The organism is Chitinophaga sp. G7 BAM 1005 (assembly GCF_057126945.1).
Genome location: NZ_CP181478.1, coordinates 1,919,762 through 1,937,924, shown reverse-complemented (window position 1 = coordinate 1,937,924; position 18,163 = coordinate 1,919,762). Strand labels below are relative to the sequence as shown.

Here is an 18,163-nt window from a genome sequence, read left to right as displayed (position 1 = left end):
CAGTAGTATGCTTTCCAATCTACTGAACATGTCTATTATTGGTAATGCTAGTCTGTAAACCGCCAAATCAAGAGGGAAGACCGGATACGGACCCGGTTTCATAACGTTTCAAGTGCTGCTATACGGTAAAGACTATATGAAACTGAAGTTACAAAAAATACAATGATAAAACAAAAGATTAAAATGCGATACTCAGGTATGCGTACCCGTAATATAGCATTCAAGACTGGTGATGATGTGCTGCTGGTCGTCAATAATAAATTTCACTACGTCACCAATAGATATCAAACCCATCAGCCTGTTCTGCTGGTCAACTACCGGCAGGTGACGGATCCTTTTATCTGTCATCAATCCCATACAATCTTCAATGGAATCATCCTCGGTAACCGTGATAGGACGCTCTGTCATAATTTCCCGGATCAAAGTTTCCTTTGATGCACGCCCCTTCAGGATCACCCGGCGGGCATAATCACGTTCGGAAAAAATTCCCATGAAATGTTCATCTTCATCAACTACTGTTAATGCGCCCACGTTATGATCTACAAGGAGTTGGAGCGCTTCAAAAACAGTGTTGTCGGGATTTATGGAGTATACTGCATGACCCTTTACCTGCAGGATATTACGTACCTTTCCCATAGCAAGACTTTTAGAATAGTAAATAAATGAAAAACCACCATTTCTAAGTTACCAATTTTCATTGTTAAAAGCAAGGCAGTGAAAATAAATCGTTTGTGTAAATAGTACACAAAGGTGGGGAGAGGATCGCCTTCGGCGATGCGGATTTTGCCTTTCTCAGTATTACGTTGATTATACTGATTAGCCTGATTTTTGTTTTTGGATTTTTTATGATTTTAAAAAGATGAAGGGAGATAGAAGCGGATACATTCGCTTTTATCTCCCTTCATTATTATTAATCAAAAAATCAAAACATAATCAAATCAGTATAATCAGCGTAATCCAGCTCCAAGACAATTTAAAATCACAGAAGGTGATCCTCCCCCTTCACCGGCGCAGCCGTTTCCTGGTGCAAATCAAACACCACAATTTCGTTGGCGCCTTTCTTCAGCCACGGAGCAGGACAGTACAGGTTCTTCTGCGGTCCTATTTCCCAGTAGCGGCCAAGATTGTGACCGTTTACCCAAACAATTCCTTTCTTATATCCCGACATATCGATGTAAGTATCACCGGTTTTATCAAGGTTAAAAGTAGCTTTAAAAAACTGACCTGGTTTAGCAGCATTATTGGAAGAAGCACTCAGCTCCTGTACAAATTTCTCCGTCATAGGCAGGCCGTATACTTCCCAGTTCATCAGTGTCATACCGTTAAGCACTACACGATCCGTGATTCCTTTGCGGTCAATCAGCGCTTCTGCAAAGTTGATGCGGCCCATTCCCTCTACCAGGATTTCCAGTACAGGATTCTTCACCTCACTCACCGGCAGGTCAATTGTTTTTTCACCAAGCCGGCGGTCAATTTTCCCGATGTACTTGCCATTGAGAAATACGGTTGCATAGTCATGCAGGTCCTTTACACTCAGCTTGCCGCTCTTATGCCCTATCAGCGTGGTTTTATACACCATAAAGCCATAGTCTTGTCCATATGCTTCAAACGGCTTTGGCTGCGGGGATTTCACCGGTTGCGGCAAATGATCCCATACAGAGGTAAATGGAGTAAGATTAAATTCGGGAATCGTAATTGCCGGGATTGGTTTTGGAACGGCTGGCAATTTTTTGCCCTTCGGGAGATAGGAACCGATCAGCTTACGCAATGCTTCGTATTTAGGCGTCGCATTTCCCTGCTCATTGATAGGCGCATCGTAGTCGTAACTGGTTACATCAGGTTCATAACCCTTTCCGCCGGAGTTGGCGCCGGCAGTGTAACCAAAGTTGGTGCCGCCATGAATCACATACAGGTTGAAAGAACGTTTGGTATCCATCAGGAACTTCACTTCTTTTGCAATGCCATCTATGCCCGGCCGTTGCCATTGTTCGCCCCAGTGGGTTAACCAACCCGGATAGGATTCACTGCTGAAGGCAGGTACATCGGGATTCTGTTTTTTTGCAGCGGCAAAATCCGCTTCCGATCCGCCGGAGTCCAGTCCGATGGCAGCGCCTTCCACGCCTCCGGCTTCCAGCATATAGGCAGTGGCCCCATCAGCAGTGTAGAATGGAACATTGATACCATTCTTTACCCACATATCTTTCAGCGTATTTAAATATTCTTTGTCGTTACCGTAGCTGCCGTATTCATTTTCAATCTGCACCATTACCACCGGTCCGCCATTGGTTACCAGCAACGGCTTTACTTCTGCTGCCAAACGATCCACGTAGGTGGCGACTGCTGCTATGTAGCGCGGATCCATGCAACGCACTTTTATATCCGGTGTTTGCAGGAGATAAGGAGGTAAACCACCAAACTCCCATTCAGCACATACATAAGGACCGGGGCGCAGCAATACCCACATACCTTCTTCCTGGGCTATTTTAATAAATTCGGCAATGTTGTGATTACCGGTACTGAAATCAAACTGTCCTTTCACCGGTTCATGATAGTTCCAGAAAACATATGCCGCAATGGTATTACAACCCATTGCCTTCGCCATCTGAATGCGGTGACGCCAGTATTCATGCGGTATACGGGCCGGGTGCATCTCTCCGCTGATCATCTGGAAGGGTTTACCATCCAGCATAAAATCAGTTTTACTTAATGCAAAAGAGTGTTTGTTTTGCGCCTGCACTGCCTGCCCCATCCAACAGGATAGCGCCAGCATGCCGCTTAGGATTACTTTCTTCATTGTTCAAATAAGTTGCAGATAAGCGTACAAAATACACCAAAAATCTTTGATTCTAAAGATTTTTTATAAGATGCCTGTTCTTATTATTGTACACTAATATCCGCTACTATAGCCCGGTGATCGGAAACATACGCTTTCAATGCTTCGTCATAACCGGTAAGGCTGTTATACCGGGTTACGGAGAAACGGTTTACCGGCGTTGTCATGATATAATCGATGGTGCGGTCCGGCTTATCTCCTCATCAGAAAGCATTGATCTCCGCTATATGCGTCAGGTAAATGTCTCCCTGGCTGGTATTAACCGTCAGCTTCACAAACCGGGCCTGCTGCGCATATGCCAGGTAGATAGTGCTTACTTTATCATTGGCCAGCGTAAAGGACTCCGAATAGCTCCAGGTGGCGCCATCGCGGCTCAGCTCCACGATTATATTTTTCGGGTTGCCGGTGGCCTTTGCTTCGCCGGTATTTTTATCCGTGCGGCCGGTAATACGGATACCGTGTATTTTTTGCTCCGCCTGCGTATCAATGGTAATATAATGCGGAGGCCCGGGCTTGGACGCTTTCCAACGGGTGCTCCAGAAGGTGGTCGTATCGCCATCCAGCGCATGGATAGCATGACCGTTGGCAGTGCCTTCGCCGGTGGCCTCCTCCGACGAGAAACCGGTAATATTCCAGTTGCTGCGGTCCAGCATAGGAAACGGGTTGGAAGCATAATGCCCGCGGATCAGGAAGTAAGCAGTGCGCAGCTTTTCATTCACTTTCATACTGGTTTCAATAGTTACCGGCAACAGGTAATTTCCTACTCCATCCAGTTTATCCATATGCACTACCAGGTTCAACGGCGCCGTGCTGAATCGTCCTGCCGGTATTACCGCAGCAGACTGCTCCAGCTCATAGCTCCCCTCCGGTAACACGGGGTAACTGGTGAAATTGTTGCTATTGAAATGATCTGTCAGCGAAGCATCCACCCTGAATTTTATGTTGATGTCCGACGCAGGTGAGTGCGGCCCTCCATAACAGGCGCCATACACAATACTATCGCCCTTTCCGGATATTTCAAATGAATACACCGCAGGAGAAATAACTGCCTGTGGCATGTACACAACAGCGGTGCTGTCGGATATGTCTTTCAGTTCCTCGCTGTCGTTCCGGCAACTGCTCCAGGCGGTGGTTGCGGCAAGCGATAGTAGTAATATTCTTATTTTCATTTTTCTAAAATTGATCGTCAGGAAATAATCACCACCCCGGGTTTTGCACCAGCTTTCTGTCGCGGTCTATTTCCGATTGAGGAATAGGGAACAGGTAATAATTCTTCAGAAAAACCCTCCGCTCAAAAATGGTTCTCTGATAAAATACCAGGTCGGTAACTTTGGTACCGGCATCTACATTCATCCCGTAGAAATTTCCACCATCGGTTTGTTCTGCAATCTTCCAGCGGCGGGTATCGAAGTACCGCAAACTTTCCAGTGCCAGCTCTACTCTCCTCTCATGCCTGATTTTTTCACGCATGGCGGCCTGGCCCAGTCCACCGGCAACATCAGGTACACCGGCCCTGTTACGGATCTCGTTCAGGTATTTGAGAATATCCGGGTTACCAGGTTCATATTCATTCAATGATTCGATATAGTTCAGTAATATTTCTGCGTAACGCAGTAGTATAAAAGGCCTGGCTACATACTGCGTGATCCTCGGATTGCTGTCGGGATGCACGTTTTTCCGGGCAATGTAACCGGTACGCGGAAAGTCCCAGGACCCCTTTTTACCGGTATTACCTGTGAAGAATGTTTCTATCACTTTGTTGCCTTCGCTCTTATTGATCCAGAGACTCCCATTGTAACTAACATTCACATAAAAGCGCGGCTCCCTGTTTACATACATGTTGTAAGTGCCGGCAGTAGTATATTTGGTGGCTGTTGAAGAAAAACCCGTTTCCTTATAACCCGATCCGGATTCATAGATGCCTTTCCCGTTTTCCATTTCAAATTCATCTACCAGCTGCTGTGTAACGGCTACAGCTGCATATCCGCTGGCCAAACGGGGCGTTACGGAACGTTCCCAGTCTTTCAGCCCGTTGGAGGTCCTGGTGAAGATCACTTCTGAATTCCAGGGGTCAAGGAATACATCACGGGTAGAAAGATAAGGATCAAAGTTTCCGTCGGCATCATTCTTACGGTACAGGGAAAAATTGAAACCGGTAATAACGTCTTTGGCAGCATCGGCGGCACGTTTCCATTTTTCACGATCGTATTGCGCGCTTACCAGTTGCTTGCCATCCAGGTTACGGAAGCCGGCATAGTCGGGGTTGCCATTGAACTGCGGACTGGCAGCCAGTAATAATACCCGGCTTTTAAAAGCCTTACAGGCGGCCTGTGTGGCCCGGCCATAGTCATTTTCGCCCTGCGCGGTAAAATGTTTGGGGAGTTTCTGCGCGGCGAGATCCAGCTCCGATACAATATAGTTAACGCATTCGTCGTAGGAATTCCGTGGCTTCTGCATCTCTTCATCTGTAGGGAGTAAGTCGCCTGCAATCGGGATATCCCCCAGGATAATGGCGGGGCCATACTGACGGATGATACCATAATAAAAGAATGCCCGCAGGAAACGCGCCTCTGCTTTATACTGGTCAATGAGATCCTGTCCGTTCGGCAGCGCCAGGATCTCTTTATTCCCATCAATATGCTGCATAAAATAAGTGGCGGAACGGATACCCTGGTAGAATTTAGTCCAGTTATTCATGTAGTCAGAAGCGGCGCTCCAGTTACCCAGGTTCATGGGATAGGTGTTATAACCGGAACCGGGCCGGTCATAAGTGATGTCTGCATCATCTGAGCATCCTTCCCAGGCACAGGTATTGCGGTATGCTTCATTGGGAATAGTAACGTAGATATTGGCAAGGTATTCTTCGGAATATCTTCTTCGGTTAAATACCTGCTCAATGGTAATACGATCGCTGGGAACCTGGTCAAGGAAGTTACTGTTACAGGAAGCCGTTTGCAGGGAAACGCCGACCAGTAAAACGTGAACTATCTTTTTTATTTTCATCCGGAGAGAATTAATATGTTTATGAATGATCGTTGTTATCAGAAGTTGACGGCAACGCCGGCAGAATATGATTTAGTACTTGAATAAGAAGCGCCTCTTCCATTGCCTACTTCTACATCCCAGAGCTTGAATGGTGAGAAGGTGAGTATGTTTACCCCTTGCAGAAAGATGTTGGCAGATTTCAGTTTCGCTCGTTTCATCCAGGAAGCGGGCAGGTTATAGCTTAACTGCAAAGTCTTTAAACGGATATAGTCGCTGTTCTTTATCCACCAGGTGCTGGCGGCATAGTTATCATTCAATGAACCTGCCATCATACGGGGATAAAAAACATCCTGCCGCGGGTTGTCTTCTGTCCAACGGTCGTTGATATTACTGAATAAATTTCCGCGGCTCAGTCCCTGCTGGAAAGGCATGGTGCCTTCACCGTTCAGCAGTACATCCACATGAGCGGCGCCCTGGAATAACGCCGACAGTGCAAACGCTTTATAGCCGAGTGTAAATCCGAAGCCGTATACAATTTCGGGAACGTCGCCATACCCGATGGGAGCCTGATCATAGGAGTCGATCACGCCATCGCCGTTGATGTCTTTATATTTAATATCACCGGCCCGTACATCGCCTGTTTGCCTGGGTGAATTCTGTACTTCTTTATCACTTTCAAAAAGCCCCAGCGCGATGTACCCGAACCGCTGTCCTACGCGCAGTCCTTTACGGTCCAGCCACGGATACTTCCAGCTGGGATCATCATTCTCCACTACTTTATTCCTGTTGTAGGTAAAATTGCCCAGCAGCTGCAGGGAGAAGTCGCCGAAACGGCGGTTATAGGTTACGGAAGCATCTATCCCTTTATTATCAATGATGCCCACATTACCAAAAGGTGCATTGATCATACCTATGTAACCCGGCAACGATTTACGGCGCAGGAAAATGCCGCTGCGGTATTCCCTGAAAAGATCTATCTGTAAGGTGAGGTTATCATGCAATAACCCGATATCGAAGCCCAGGTTGGTTTTGCGGGAAGTTTCCCATTGCACATCCACTGCGTATTCACCAATTTCTTTACCGGTAAATTTCTGGTTGATGTTCTTTCCAAAATAATAATCGCTGGTATTGGCTACTGTTGCCAGGTAAGCAAATCTTCTGCCGTCGATATTGCTGTTGCCCACAATCCCGTGCGAGAAGCGGATCTTAAAAAGTGACACCGTATTTTTTATACCGGAGAAGAAGTTTTCTTCAGATACTACCCAACCCAAACCTGCGGAAGGGAAAAAGCCATAACGCTGATCGGGGTAAAAGTTTTCCGAGCCGTTATATCCAAAGTTCACTTCTGCAAAATACCGGTTCCGGAAACCATAGGTGAAACGGCCCGCCAGTCCCTGAAAACGATAAGGCAGGGAAGTTTCCAGGTCGCCGGCATAGGTATTGGCTTTGTCGCTGCGGTTGTACAGCAACATGCCGGATACATCGTGCTTACCAAAACTCCTGTTATAGTTGAGTCCAAATTCAGAATAGAACGTGCGTTCTCCCTGGTTGCTTTTTGTATACTGGAGAAATTCTGTACCAATAGCTACCTGGTCAAACAGGAGATTACCACCGGCATCCCGGCCGGTGGCCAGCCAGGTATCCGGTACTTTTGTATAGCGGTTACTGGTATAGTTATAGGCATCAAATGAAAACATGCCCGTTACGGATAATCCTTTCGTGAGGAAGGGCAGTTCCTGCGTAAGACGCAGATTAGAGTACACCTGGCTTCTCCACTGATTGGCATAACCGCCCTGGGTAAGGCTTGCCCAGGGATTGGACAAACCGCCGGAACGAATATCAGCCACCTTGCCATCGGGATAACGCGTTGGAATCTGCACGGGTGTCATAAAATATGCATCCGTGAAGATGTCGGATACACCGGTCGTGGGCAGGTTCACGTTACTCAGGTAACCCTGTATCCCCAGCTTTACAGTAGTAGTAGCGGAAGGCTTCAGCGTAATATTGGAAGTAACATTATACCGTTTCAGGAAGATGGAAGAATTATATTTCGTGAGTTCATCCGTTCTATACATCCCCAGCTCATCATAATAACCAAGACCAATGTAATACACCGCTTTCTCGGAACCACCGCTGATATTGGCATTCGCATTTCTCACTTTCCCGTTGTTACGGAAAAGCTCTTTAAACCAGTCTACATTGGGATAGAGATAAGGATCGCTGCCATCGGCGGTTTTTTGGATCGCTTCATCGGAGTATACCGGCGCGCTTCCCCGCGTGGTTAACGCTTCATTCGACAATTTCATATAAGTAGGCCCATCGGCAAAAGATGGGAGCTTGGAGAACTGGGTAATGCCTTCCGTGTAGCGCAGGTTATAGGCGGGCTTACCCGGCTTGCCGCTTTTAGTAGTGATCAGGATAACGCCGTTGGCGCCACGTACACCATATACGGCCGTAGCAGAAGCATCTTTGAGCACAGAAAAACTTTCAATGTCTTCCGGGTCCACATTGGAAATACTCCTGGGCACACCATCCACTAAGGTGAGCGGTGCGCTGAAGCCCTGCGTAAACGTGGAAATACCGCGGATATAAATATTGGCATCGTTGTAACCCAGTTCCCCGCTGCGTTGTACAGATACCATTCCGGCTATGCGGCCACCGAGCGACTGCGTAAGATTGGATACCGGCTGTTTCAGCTCTTTGGGCGTAATAGTTGCCTGCGCACCTACCAGGCTGATCTTTTTCTGTTCACCAAAACCCACCACTACTACTTCCTCCAGCGCAGAAGATGCTTCTTCCAACACCACGTCTATCTTCTCTCTCCGCTGTACAGGAATTTCCTGTTTACGGAATCCCATCAAACTAAATACCAGCACCGCGTTGTCATCTACCGATAAAATAAATTTACCATTACCATCTGTACCGGTACCCAGCCGGGTGCCTTTAATGGCAACGGTTACACCAACCATCGGCTGGCCTGCAGAATCTACTACTACACCGGTAATTTCTCTTTTGCCTCCGGCAGAAGGATTGGCGGCGGGAGACTGATCTTTTATGGCCACTGAAATGTTCTGACCGGAAGTTCTGAACTGCAAACCGGTACGCTCACCAATGTCCTGCAGCAGTTTGGCCACCGCAATATTTTTGTAGTTCACTGTTAATTTCTTCCCGGTAGTTTCCAGCGATTTATCATACAGGAAACGGAAAGTGGTTTGCTTTTCTATGGCATGGAACAACACAGTTACCGGCGCCTCTTTTAATTGAATAGTGACGGTTTGTGTTTTCGGGTCCTGCACCTGTGCCTGTACCGGCGCCATATAAATGGCTGCAGCCAGGAATGAGCACAGAAAGACCCTCACGGCCCTTCCCGGGCCGCGTAATGCAGACAATAAAATTAGGATCATACGTTAGGTTTTGTTAGCGTAGTATGTATTAAAACAGGATTAAGCGGTTTATTTTTTCCCCATACGGATAATATTTCCCTCTCGCCGGTATTGCAGATGATAGATAAAACAAATAGATTCCAGTACAGATTCCAGCGATGTATTGGCCTGTAACCCGGACAATACATGCCTTCCCATTCCCGGCGTTTCCAGGATGATACGCACACTGTACCATCGCTCCAGTATAGTAGTCACTTCGCCCAGCGTAAGATTATCCATATTGATAATTCCCTGCTGCCAGGAGCTCATCTTATGCGGTTCTTCCATGAAGCTTGTAAACGCAGCGCTGACGCTATCATAGCTTACCTTACTTCCCTTTTCCAGCACAACCTGTTTCCCTTCAGGCGCCACTACTTTTACTTTCCCCGTAGCAACGCTCACCACCAGTTTCTCACCCGGATAATGTTTCACATTGAAAGAAGTTCCCAACACCTGCGTCCGCATGTTACCTGTATGCACAACAAAAGGGATTTTCCTGTCGGGATGTATCTCAAAAAAAGCTTCCCCATCCAGGGTTACATCGCGGGATACAGCTTTATAGGCTTCGCTGTAACGGACAACAGACCTGGCATTTAAGATCACCACGGAACTATCCGGCAGTACCACCCGTTTAATTTCCCCGTCCCTGGCGGCAATGGTGGTATACTGCGGATCATGGCGAGGCCATAATAACAGTACGCCCAGCAATACCAGCAACATAGCAGCGTAAGGCAACCAACGGCGGAAATAGCCCCGTTTCACCAACCTGTTTTTTTGCAGCGCTGTATTCACTACTTTGTTTTTCAACCCGGCAGATAGTGGTTGCGGCTCGATTTGAAACCATTCTTCCGCCGGCATCAGCTCGCCGTGGTTGTTTTCTTCGAGCAACTGTAAAAGCAACCGGAGTTCTTCCTGGCTGGCAGTGTTATGTTGTACTTTTTCTATCAGCTCCTGTAACAGGCCGGCATCAGGTTTCATCATATACAGTTCACTTCTTCCTATATATACACTAAAAAAGGGGGAACTACTTAGTGGAAGAAAAAAATTATTTCAGGAAGAATAATATCAGCAACAGGATATAGGCATCTTTCAACTCTGCTTTTATTACTTTAAGGCTGCTGTGGATGTGCGCTTCTACAGTACGTATGGAGATCCCGAGTTTGTCGGCGATTTCGCGGTGCGACAATCCCTCTTCCCTGCTCATACGAAATACTGCACGCTGCTTGTCGCCCAGCGAATCCAGCACGCCCTGGTACTGCCTGTACAGCTCATTATAATCCAGCCGGTGTAAGATACTGTCTGCCGGCTGCAGCAAGGCGTTCTCCGGATCTGTGGTCATCAGCCGGCGGTTCGCTTTATTACGGATAAAATTCAGGATATGATTTCTCGCAATCGTAAATAACAACACCTGTACATCAGCAGTCTCATCCAGTTTTTCGCGGAAGTGCCATAGTTTGAGGAAAATATCCAGCAATAGTTCTTCGGCATCTTCCTCAATGGCCACCTTCTTCCTGCAATAGCCCAATACTCTTGGCCCCAGCAGATCCAGTAAGCTACGCAGCGCTTCTTCGTCCCCTTCACGGAAACGACGCAACAGAAAAGGTGAAATAAGAATAGTTGTATTGTCCATGCAGGAGACAAAATTAATAAGCCATTGTTAACGTAAGGTTACGATATGATTAACAGCGCAGTCCATTATTTTCCATTGTTCGTCTGGTGGAATTTTACGTCCATCAATATTAATAAAAATAATCTTGTGGAGAAAGAAATTTCGGGGACTTAACGGATACTTCCGGGGATTGTTCAGAGGCTAACAGTTATCATTGCAGTATACCTGCAAAAAAAAGCGAAAGGGAAACCGGTAAGCTGGTTTCCCTTTTGCGGAGTTTAAATATTTCCTTTCTTCAGTTCCTTAACGGCATAATCACATGCCCGCGCGGTAAGCGCCATATAAGTAATAGAAGGATTCACACAGGAGGAAGACGTCATACAGGCGCCATCTGTTACAAATACATTTTTAGCCGCATGTACCTGGTTAAAACCATTCAGTACCGACGTTTTCGGATCTTTACCCATGCGGGCCGTTCCCATTTCGTGAATGCAATGTCCCGGAGGAGGCGCACTATCGTAGCCATATACATTTTTCAGTCCTGCTGCTTCCAGCATTTCTATCGCGCTGGCCTTCATATCCTTGCGCATAGCCAGCTCGTTGCCTTTAAATTCGCAGTCAATATCAAGGGTAGGTAATCCGTATTTATCTTTCTTGTTTTTATTCAGCACTACCTTATTTTCAAAATAAGGCAGGTGCTCGCCCCAGGAACCGATGCCCATATTCCATTTGCCGGGTTCGCCCTGGGCTTCTTTCAGCTGAACGCCAATGCCGTCCATGCTTATGCCACGGTCCCTTTGTGCGCCGCCCTGGTAGCCAAATCCACGCACATAATCTTTTTGCAGGGTGTTGGCGTTGGTGTTACGGAAACGCGGAATATAAATACCGTTTGGCCTGCGGCCACTGCTGTAATACTGGTCTTCAAAACCATCATACTCTCCACCGGCGCCTACGCCAAAATGGTGATCCATCAGGTTATGCCCCAGCTGTCCGCTGTCGTTGCCAAATCCATTAGGGAAACGTTCAGAAACTGAATTAAGCATAATCCAGCTGGTACCCAGTGTGGAGCCGTTCAGGAAAATAATATCTGCGTAGTATTCTACTGTTTGCAGGGTATGGGAATCCATCACCCTTACGCCGGTAGCTTTACTTTTATCTTTATCATATAATACTTCAAGTACAATAGAATCCGGGCGCAGGGTCATATTACCTGTTCTGGCGGCTGCCGGCAGCGTAACGCCGTTGCTGCTGAAGTAACCGGTAAACGGGCATCCGCGGGCACACAGGTTACGGAACTGGCAAGGACCACGGTCCTTTAATCCTTTGGTAAGATGCGCCACACGGCCAATGGTCATGATACGGTCGTTGTACTTTTCTTTCACGCGCGCAGCAACATGCTTCTCCAGGCAGTTCATTTCCATCGGCGGCAGGAAAACGCCGTCGGGCAATTGGGGCAGGCCTTCCGCCTGACCGCTTACACCAATGTATTCTTCTACATATTTATACCAGGGGGCAATGTCTTTGTAGCGGATAGGCCAGTCTACACCATGACCGTCTTTGGCATTGGCAGTGAAATCAAGGTCGCTCCAACGATATACCTGGCGGCCCCACATGAGGGAGCGGCCACCTACCTGGTATCCCCGCAGCCAGTTGAAGGGCTTTACTTCATTGTAAGGATTCTCTTTATCATTTACCCAGAATTGCTGCGTGGCTTCATCAAAAGCATAACAACGGCTCTGGATGGGATGATTGTCCCGCATTTCATTGGAGGTGCTGAGATGGTGCGCAAATTCCCACGGCGCTTTCATAGCGGTGGTGTAGTCTTTGATATGCTCTACATTGCGGCCTCTTTCCAATACCAACGTTTTCAGTCCTTTTTCACTCAGCTCTTTGGCGGCCCATCCGCCGCTGATACCGGAACCTACTACGATGGCGTCGTAAGTATTTTCCTTCTCTGCCTTTATATTAAGATTCATATCGTTGTGTTTAACGCGACAAGCGGCCAGGGATCAGCTTTCCCCAAAGCTATCCCTGACCGCTACGCACTTATTATTTTTTAAATATTGCCTTTCTTCAGTTCCTTCACGGCATAGTCTACTGCACGGGCAGTTAACGCCATATATGTGAGAGAAGGATTTACGCAGGAGGCGGAGGTCATGGCGGCGCCATCTGTTACAAATACATTCTTCACAGCGTGCATCTGGTTAAAGCCGTTGAGCACCGATGTTTTAGGATCACGGCCCATACGTGCGGTCCCCATTTCGTGAATGGCCATACCCGGATAAGATCCGTTGTCGTATGTTTTCACGTTTTTAATACCTGCTGCTTCCAGCATTTCTGCGGCGTCATTCATCATGTCTACACGCATTTTCTTTTCGTTCTCCTTGAACTCTGCATCAAATTTCAACACAGGCTGGCCCCATGCATCTTTCACAGAGGTATCCAGGGTTACCTGGTTGGCTTCATAAGGCAGGCATTCACCGAAGCCACCTAAACCGATGCTCCATTGGCCCGGTTCGGTGAGCATTTCTTTGAAGTCTTTACCCACACCCATTTCAGCAATACCACGGCTCCAGCCTGAGCGGCTGGCGCCACCCTGGTAACCAAATCCACGGATATAATCACGTTTATCGCTACCGATGTTGCGGTAACGGGGAACATAGATCCCGTTCGCACGGCGGCCGAAATAATATTTATCGTCGTATCCTTCTGCAGTACCGCCAGCGCCTGTACGGAAATGGTGATCCATCAGGTATTTGCCCAGTACACCGCTGTCGTTACCCAATCCGTTCGGGAAGCGGGACGAAGTAGAGTTCATCATTACAAAGGTAGATCCCAGGGTAGAACCATTGATGAAGATAACCTTCGCATAGTATTCCACCATTTCCTTCGTGTGCTTATCTATCACCTTTACGCCGGTGGCCTTGCCTTGCTTTTCATCATAAATGATGGAATTTACAATGGAATCAGGACGAAGCGTGAGGTTACCGGTAGCTACCGCTGCCGGCAATGTGGAGGACTGTGTGCTGAAATAAGCGCCAAACGGACATCCGCGGCTGCAAAGGTTACGGTACTGGCATTTCTCCCGACCCGGAAGCGGTTGCGTGATGTTGGCCACACGACCCATTGTAATAATACGGCCTTTGAACTTTCCTTCCACGCTGGCTTTTACATCTTTCTCCACGCAGTTCATTTCCATTGCAGGCATAAACTGACCATCAGGCAGCTGCGGAAGACCTTCGCGGGTACCGCTGATACCGGCAAATTTCTCTACATAATCATACCAGGGAGCAATGTCTTTATAACGGATAGGCCAGTCTACGGCAATGCCGTCTTTCAGGTTGGCTTCAAAATCAATATCGCTCAGGCGGTACGACTGACGGCCCCACATAATGGATTTACCACCCACAATATCCGGGCGGTACCAGTCGAAACGCTTTACTTCATTATAAGGACTTTCGGAATCGTTGATCCAGTATTTCTCGTTGTGTTCACTGTAGGGATAGTCGCGGCTCAGTTTAGGATGTGTTTCGCGCTGATCTACAGTGATGCGGCCGCGGTGTTTAAATTCCCACGGATCTTTGGTAGCGGTTTCGTAGTCTTTCACATGCTCCAGTGGTTTACCACGATCCAGCATGAGTACTTTTAAGCCTTTTTCCGTCAGTTCTTTGGCAGCCCATCCACCACTCACACCTGAGCCAATTACGATGGCATCATAGGTATTTTCAGCCTGTGCTTTTATATTCAGGTTCATTTAATTTGGATTTAGAAAGTAAAAAGAAGATTATATCGCCCAGGCCTTCTCTCCTTTGGTGTAAGGAGTGCAACCTTCGTACTTACCGGGAACGGCTACATAGCGCAGTGCTTTGGTGGCGCCCGGTTCGGAGGTGAAATAACCCAGCAGGGTTAATTCTTTCAGGTACTGGAAATAATGGGTAGGATCCCCTTCTTTTTTATCTTTGCGCTTGTTGTATTCTACGCGCTCTTTTTCAATTCCTGTCAGGAGTTCGGTGCGTTGCTCCGGTGTAATATCCATGAAGCCTTTTTTGAATTGCTTCTCACTTGCCTCATTAATTTTTGATAACCCGTCGAGGAATACCTGCTGATCTTCCTTCTTGTAGCAATCGTTCATCATCACAATGATAAAGTCTTCTACTTTGGCATCTTTTGCACCAGGAGTACTGGTTTTGGGTATGATGGTTTCCGCTATCTCCGCCAGTAAAGCTTTGGTTTCCGGCTTTTGAAGATCGTAGTTCTTAGGAGCGGAACCTGTACAGCTTTCTAAAGCCGATAACGTGGAAGCGGAAATGGCGGTGCCCAACAAAATCGCCACATTCCTTATTGCGTCTCTTCTGTGCATAAATAGTAAGTTGATTTGACCTTCGAACAAGTTGGAAAAAATTCTTCTAAAAACCAAATAAAGAAGGGTGAAATATGCATTAGCGATGTTAAAAACAGGAAGAAGTAAAAAAGAAGATGGGTAGATGTAAGTCTGTATAACGACTTCCATCTACCCATCGGCCTGTGCAATGTGGCAACTGCTACAGGATGTATTTTCCTTTGTCGTCTACCAGTACAACCGGCAGGCGGTGGTGTTTTTCAAAATAATCATACGCCGATCTGAGTTCCGCCCAGAATTGTTTGGAAGAACCGTCTGTCATCGTAAAAGTGCCCAGGTAGTTCATGGAACCAGGGTTACCGAATTTCACCGGGAACACATGTACCGGTATGAAGTCCTGCCCTGCATTCTTTGCATTTACCGCCAAAATGTATACCTCATCGATGAACTCATCGGTTAAAGGAATACAGCCTACGGTGATACAATTCCCGTGGATATAGATTTCACCGCCGGGGTTTTTCGGATCGCTCAGGATGCGGTCGGAAAAATTCGGGTAGTTAATCCCCAGCGACAGGTGATAGTTGCTGTTAGGGTTAAAATCGTTGATATAATAGAATCCTTCCGGTACCTGCCGGTCGCCTTCCTTGCGTTTAGGCCCCATTTTACCGGAGAGTGTACATACCCGGTAGGATTTGAACAAACGGAAGGTATCCTGGGGGTTATTTTTCACCCAGATCTCCATTTCACTGTCCAGTTTGAAGGAACGGACAAACATATATCTCGCAGGGTAGGTAAGACCCTTCTTTTCGAATTCTTTTTTCAGCAACTCCTCCTTTTCACGGTATGCCTCCCCTACTTTAGGAAACATTTTCTGGTTGTCGAGGAAAGATTGCTGGGCAAAAACTTTACCTGCACCCAACAAAATCAGGACGATTACAACAAGTCGCTTCATAATGCTATTTAACAAATTTTAATGTTTATACCAGGTTTATATAAGCAAGATAAAACAATAACAGGGCAAAAATAAAATATATTACCATACTCACTTTCCTGTTGGCAATCTTCAATATATAGTGCTTATGGCCCTGATAAATCAATATAGCCGTAAAGGCCTGGAAAATTCCACCTAACAAAAACAATACACCGAACAGCGTTTGCATCCTCATAAAAAACGGAACTCTTATTTTTATATTGTAAAGTTACGCGTTTATTGCTTTACTGTAGCTTTATCCATTCCGGTTTTACAGTAGCCGCGTCCAGGCCGGAACTGAAAGTGGCGCGAACCGGGTACTTTCCGTTGTAGGCGCAGGCAGTATTACGGCCAAACTGGTAGCGCCTGGCTATCAGTGGACGGTTTAAAATAACGCGTTATTTACATATTATTAACATCTGAATATGACATCCCTTGAGGAATTTTGTCTTTTTGCCAGATTATGTTTACATTTACAATGTGCCTAAAGCATTGATATTCAGTTCCTTTCCGGAATGAAACCTATCGAAAGAATATCTCAGGACCCCTTATAGCACATTGATAGACAATACGTTACCGATCAAGTCCACGTCACCTCCACATCAAGTCCGCGTCATCTCCACATTAAAGGCATGTGTAAAGTATGAGCTAAGTATCGGCTATCTCCTGTTCACGCCATCTTTAAATCTCCCATCTCCTAAAGAAAAAAGTAAAATCCGCCTAATCAGTGTAATCAGGCAAAAAGACAAAATCCGCTCCGGGAAACCAGAGCGGACTGCAGTTAAAATAATTGTAACCTCCCACCGGGAGCTGAAGAATTATAAGAAGAATTATAAATTACCGCGCAGTGCCTGTTCTCTTTCTATCGACTCAAACAACGCCTTAAAGTTGCCTTTGCCAAAAGACTGCGCGCCCTTGCGCTGAATAATTTCAAAAAACACCGTTGGCCGGTCCTGGATAGGCTTGGTGAAAATCTGCAACAGGTACCCTTCATCATCCCGGTCCACCAGGATGCCTAACTTTTGCAACGGCGCAATCTCCTCATCAATCTTACCTACCCTATCCAGCAAGGTTTCATAGTACACCGGTGGCACCGTGAGGAATGCTACCCCCCTGTTCTGCAGCTCAGTTACCGTTTTCACAATATCGTTGGTAGCAATGGCCACATGCTGAACACCAGGCCCGCCATAGAAATCAAGGTATTCTTCGATCTGCGATTTTTTCTTTCCTTCCGCCGGTTCATTGATCGGGAATTTCACACGGCCGTTACCGTTACTCATCACTTTACTCATCAATGCAGAATACTCGGTGGAAATGTCGCTGTCGTCAAAAGAGATCAGGTTCCTGAAACCCATCACGCGCTCATAAAATCCAACCCAGGTATTCATCTCATTCCAGCCTACATTCCCTACACAGTGGTCTACGTATAATAAACCGGTATCAGTTGGATTGTAATTCGTTTTCCATTCCTTGTAACCCGGCATAAACAATCCTTTATAGTTTTTACGCTCTATAAAAAGATGCACAGTATCGCCATAGGTATGAATACCACTCCGCACTACTTCGCCAAATTCGTCTTTCTCTGTAACCGGCTCCAGGTAAGGCGTAGCCCCGCGTTTCACCGTTTCCTCGTAAGCAGAGCGGGCATCGTCTACCCACAGCGCCAGTACTTTCACGCCATCGCCATGTTTCGCAACATGACGGGCGATTTCTGTATCCGGCAACAGGGAGGTGGTGAGTACAAAGCGCAGTTTATTCTGCACCAGCACATAGGAAACCCTGTCTTTTACACCGGTTTCAGGACCGGCATAAGCCACCGACTGAAAGCCGAAAGCAGTCTTATAATAATGAGCCGCCTGCTTGGCGTTGCCTACATAAAACTCAACGTAGTCGGTACCGTTGAGTGGTAAAAAGTCCTGCTGACCGGTTAAGTTGTCCGCATTCACTAATGCTGTTTCCATAACATTCAATTGTTTTGGTTTTATAAGTTGGTTGGTTTTTGTGA

General features: G+C 46.8%; 13 protein-coding genes. All 13 read right to left on the bottom strand.

Annotated elements, in window-relative coordinates; all coding sequences use genetic code 11:
- Nucleotides 1-192: 192 nt before the first annotated feature.
- The 13 genes from ACMXI2_RS07795 to hppD all read right to left on the bottom strand — a co-directional run bounded on the left by ACMXI2_RS07795 (nucleotide 193) and on the right by hppD (nucleotide 18,119).
- Nucleotides 193-636 (bottom strand): CBS domain-containing protein, encoded by a 444-nt coding sequence (locus ACMXI2_RS07795; protein WP_079468123.1) that lies wholly within the window; start codon nucleotides 634-636, stop codon nucleotides 193-195.
- Between the two features lie 343 nt (nucleotides 637-979).
- Nucleotides 980-2,794 (bottom strand): glycoside hydrolase family 35 protein, encoded by a 1,815-nt coding sequence (locus ACMXI2_RS07790; RefSeq protein WP_483781133.1) that lies wholly within the window; start codon nucleotides 2,792-2,794, stop codon nucleotides 980-982.
- 83 nt (nucleotides 2,795-2,877) lie between these two features.
- Complete coding sequence (locus tag ACMXI2_RS07785) at nucleotides 2,878-3,000, bottom strand: hypothetical protein (RefSeq protein ID WP_483781132.1); 123 nt, start codon at nucleotides 2,998-3,000, stop codon at nucleotides 2,878-2,880.
- 36 nt (nucleotides 3,001-3,036) lie between these two features.
- Nucleotides 3,037-4,002 (bottom strand): BT_3987 domain-containing protein, encoded by a 966-nt coding sequence (locus tag ACMXI2_RS07780; RefSeq protein WP_483781131.1) that lies wholly within the window; start codon nucleotides 4,000-4,002, stop codon nucleotides 3,037-3,039.
- 28 nt (nucleotides 4,003-4,030) lie between these two features.
- Nucleotides 4,031-5,836, bottom strand: a complete 1,806-nt coding sequence (locus ACMXI2_RS07775; RefSeq protein WP_483781130.1) for a RagB/SusD family nutrient uptake outer membrane protein — start codon at nucleotides 5,834-5,836, stop codon at nucleotides 4,031-4,033.
- Nucleotides 5,837-5,874: 38 nt separating this feature from the next.
- Entirely contained in the window at nucleotides 5,875-9,222 is a 3,348-nt protein-coding gene (locus ACMXI2_RS07770; RefSeq protein WP_483781129.1) for a SusC/RagA family TonB-linked outer membrane protein, read from the bottom strand.
- A gap of 48 nt (nucleotides 9,223-9,270) precedes the next feature.
- Nucleotides 9,271-10,221, bottom strand: coding sequence for a FecR family protein (locus ACMXI2_RS07765; RefSeq protein WP_483781128.1), 951 nt, complete (start codon nucleotides 10,219-10,221; stop codon nucleotides 9,271-9,273).
- Between the two features lie 64 nt (nucleotides 10,222-10,285).
- Nucleotides 10,286-10,870 (bottom strand): RNA polymerase sigma factor, encoded by a 585-nt coding sequence (locus ACMXI2_RS07760; protein ID WP_483781127.1) that lies wholly within the window; start codon nucleotides 10,868-10,870, stop codon nucleotides 10,286-10,288.
- 257 nt (nucleotides 10,871-11,127) lie between these two features.
- Complete coding sequence (locus tag ACMXI2_RS07755) at nucleotides 11,128-12,825, bottom strand: GMC oxidoreductase (RefSeq protein ID WP_483781126.1); 1,698 nt, start codon at nucleotides 12,823-12,825, stop codon at nucleotides 11,128-11,130.
- An 80-nt stretch (nucleotides 12,826-12,905) separates the two neighbouring features.
- Nucleotides 12,906-14,603, bottom strand: coding sequence for a GMC oxidoreductase (locus tag ACMXI2_RS07750; protein WP_483781125.1), 1,698 nt, complete (start codon nucleotides 14,601-14,603; stop codon nucleotides 12,906-12,908).
- A 30-nt stretch (nucleotides 14,604-14,633) separates the two neighbouring features.
- Nucleotides 14,634-15,209, bottom strand: coding sequence for a gluconate 2-dehydrogenase subunit 3 family protein (locus ACMXI2_RS07745; RefSeq protein ID WP_483781124.1), 576 nt, complete (start codon nucleotides 15,207-15,209; stop codon nucleotides 14,634-14,636).
- Nucleotides 15,210-15,390: 181 nt separating this feature from the next.
- Nucleotides 15,391-16,140 (bottom strand): L,D-transpeptidase family protein, encoded by a 750-nt coding sequence (locus ACMXI2_RS07740; RefSeq protein WP_483781123.1) that lies wholly within the window; start codon nucleotides 16,138-16,140, stop codon nucleotides 15,391-15,393.
- An 848-nt stretch (nucleotides 16,141-16,988) separates the two neighbouring features.
- On the bottom strand, nucleotides 16,989-18,119 hold the full coding sequence (gene hppD, locus ACMXI2_RS07735; RefSeq protein WP_483781122.1) for a 4-hydroxyphenylpyruvate dioxygenase: 1,131 nt from the start codon (nucleotides 18,117-18,119) through the stop codon (nucleotides 16,989-16,991).
- Nucleotides 18,120-18,163: the final 44 nt, after the last annotated feature.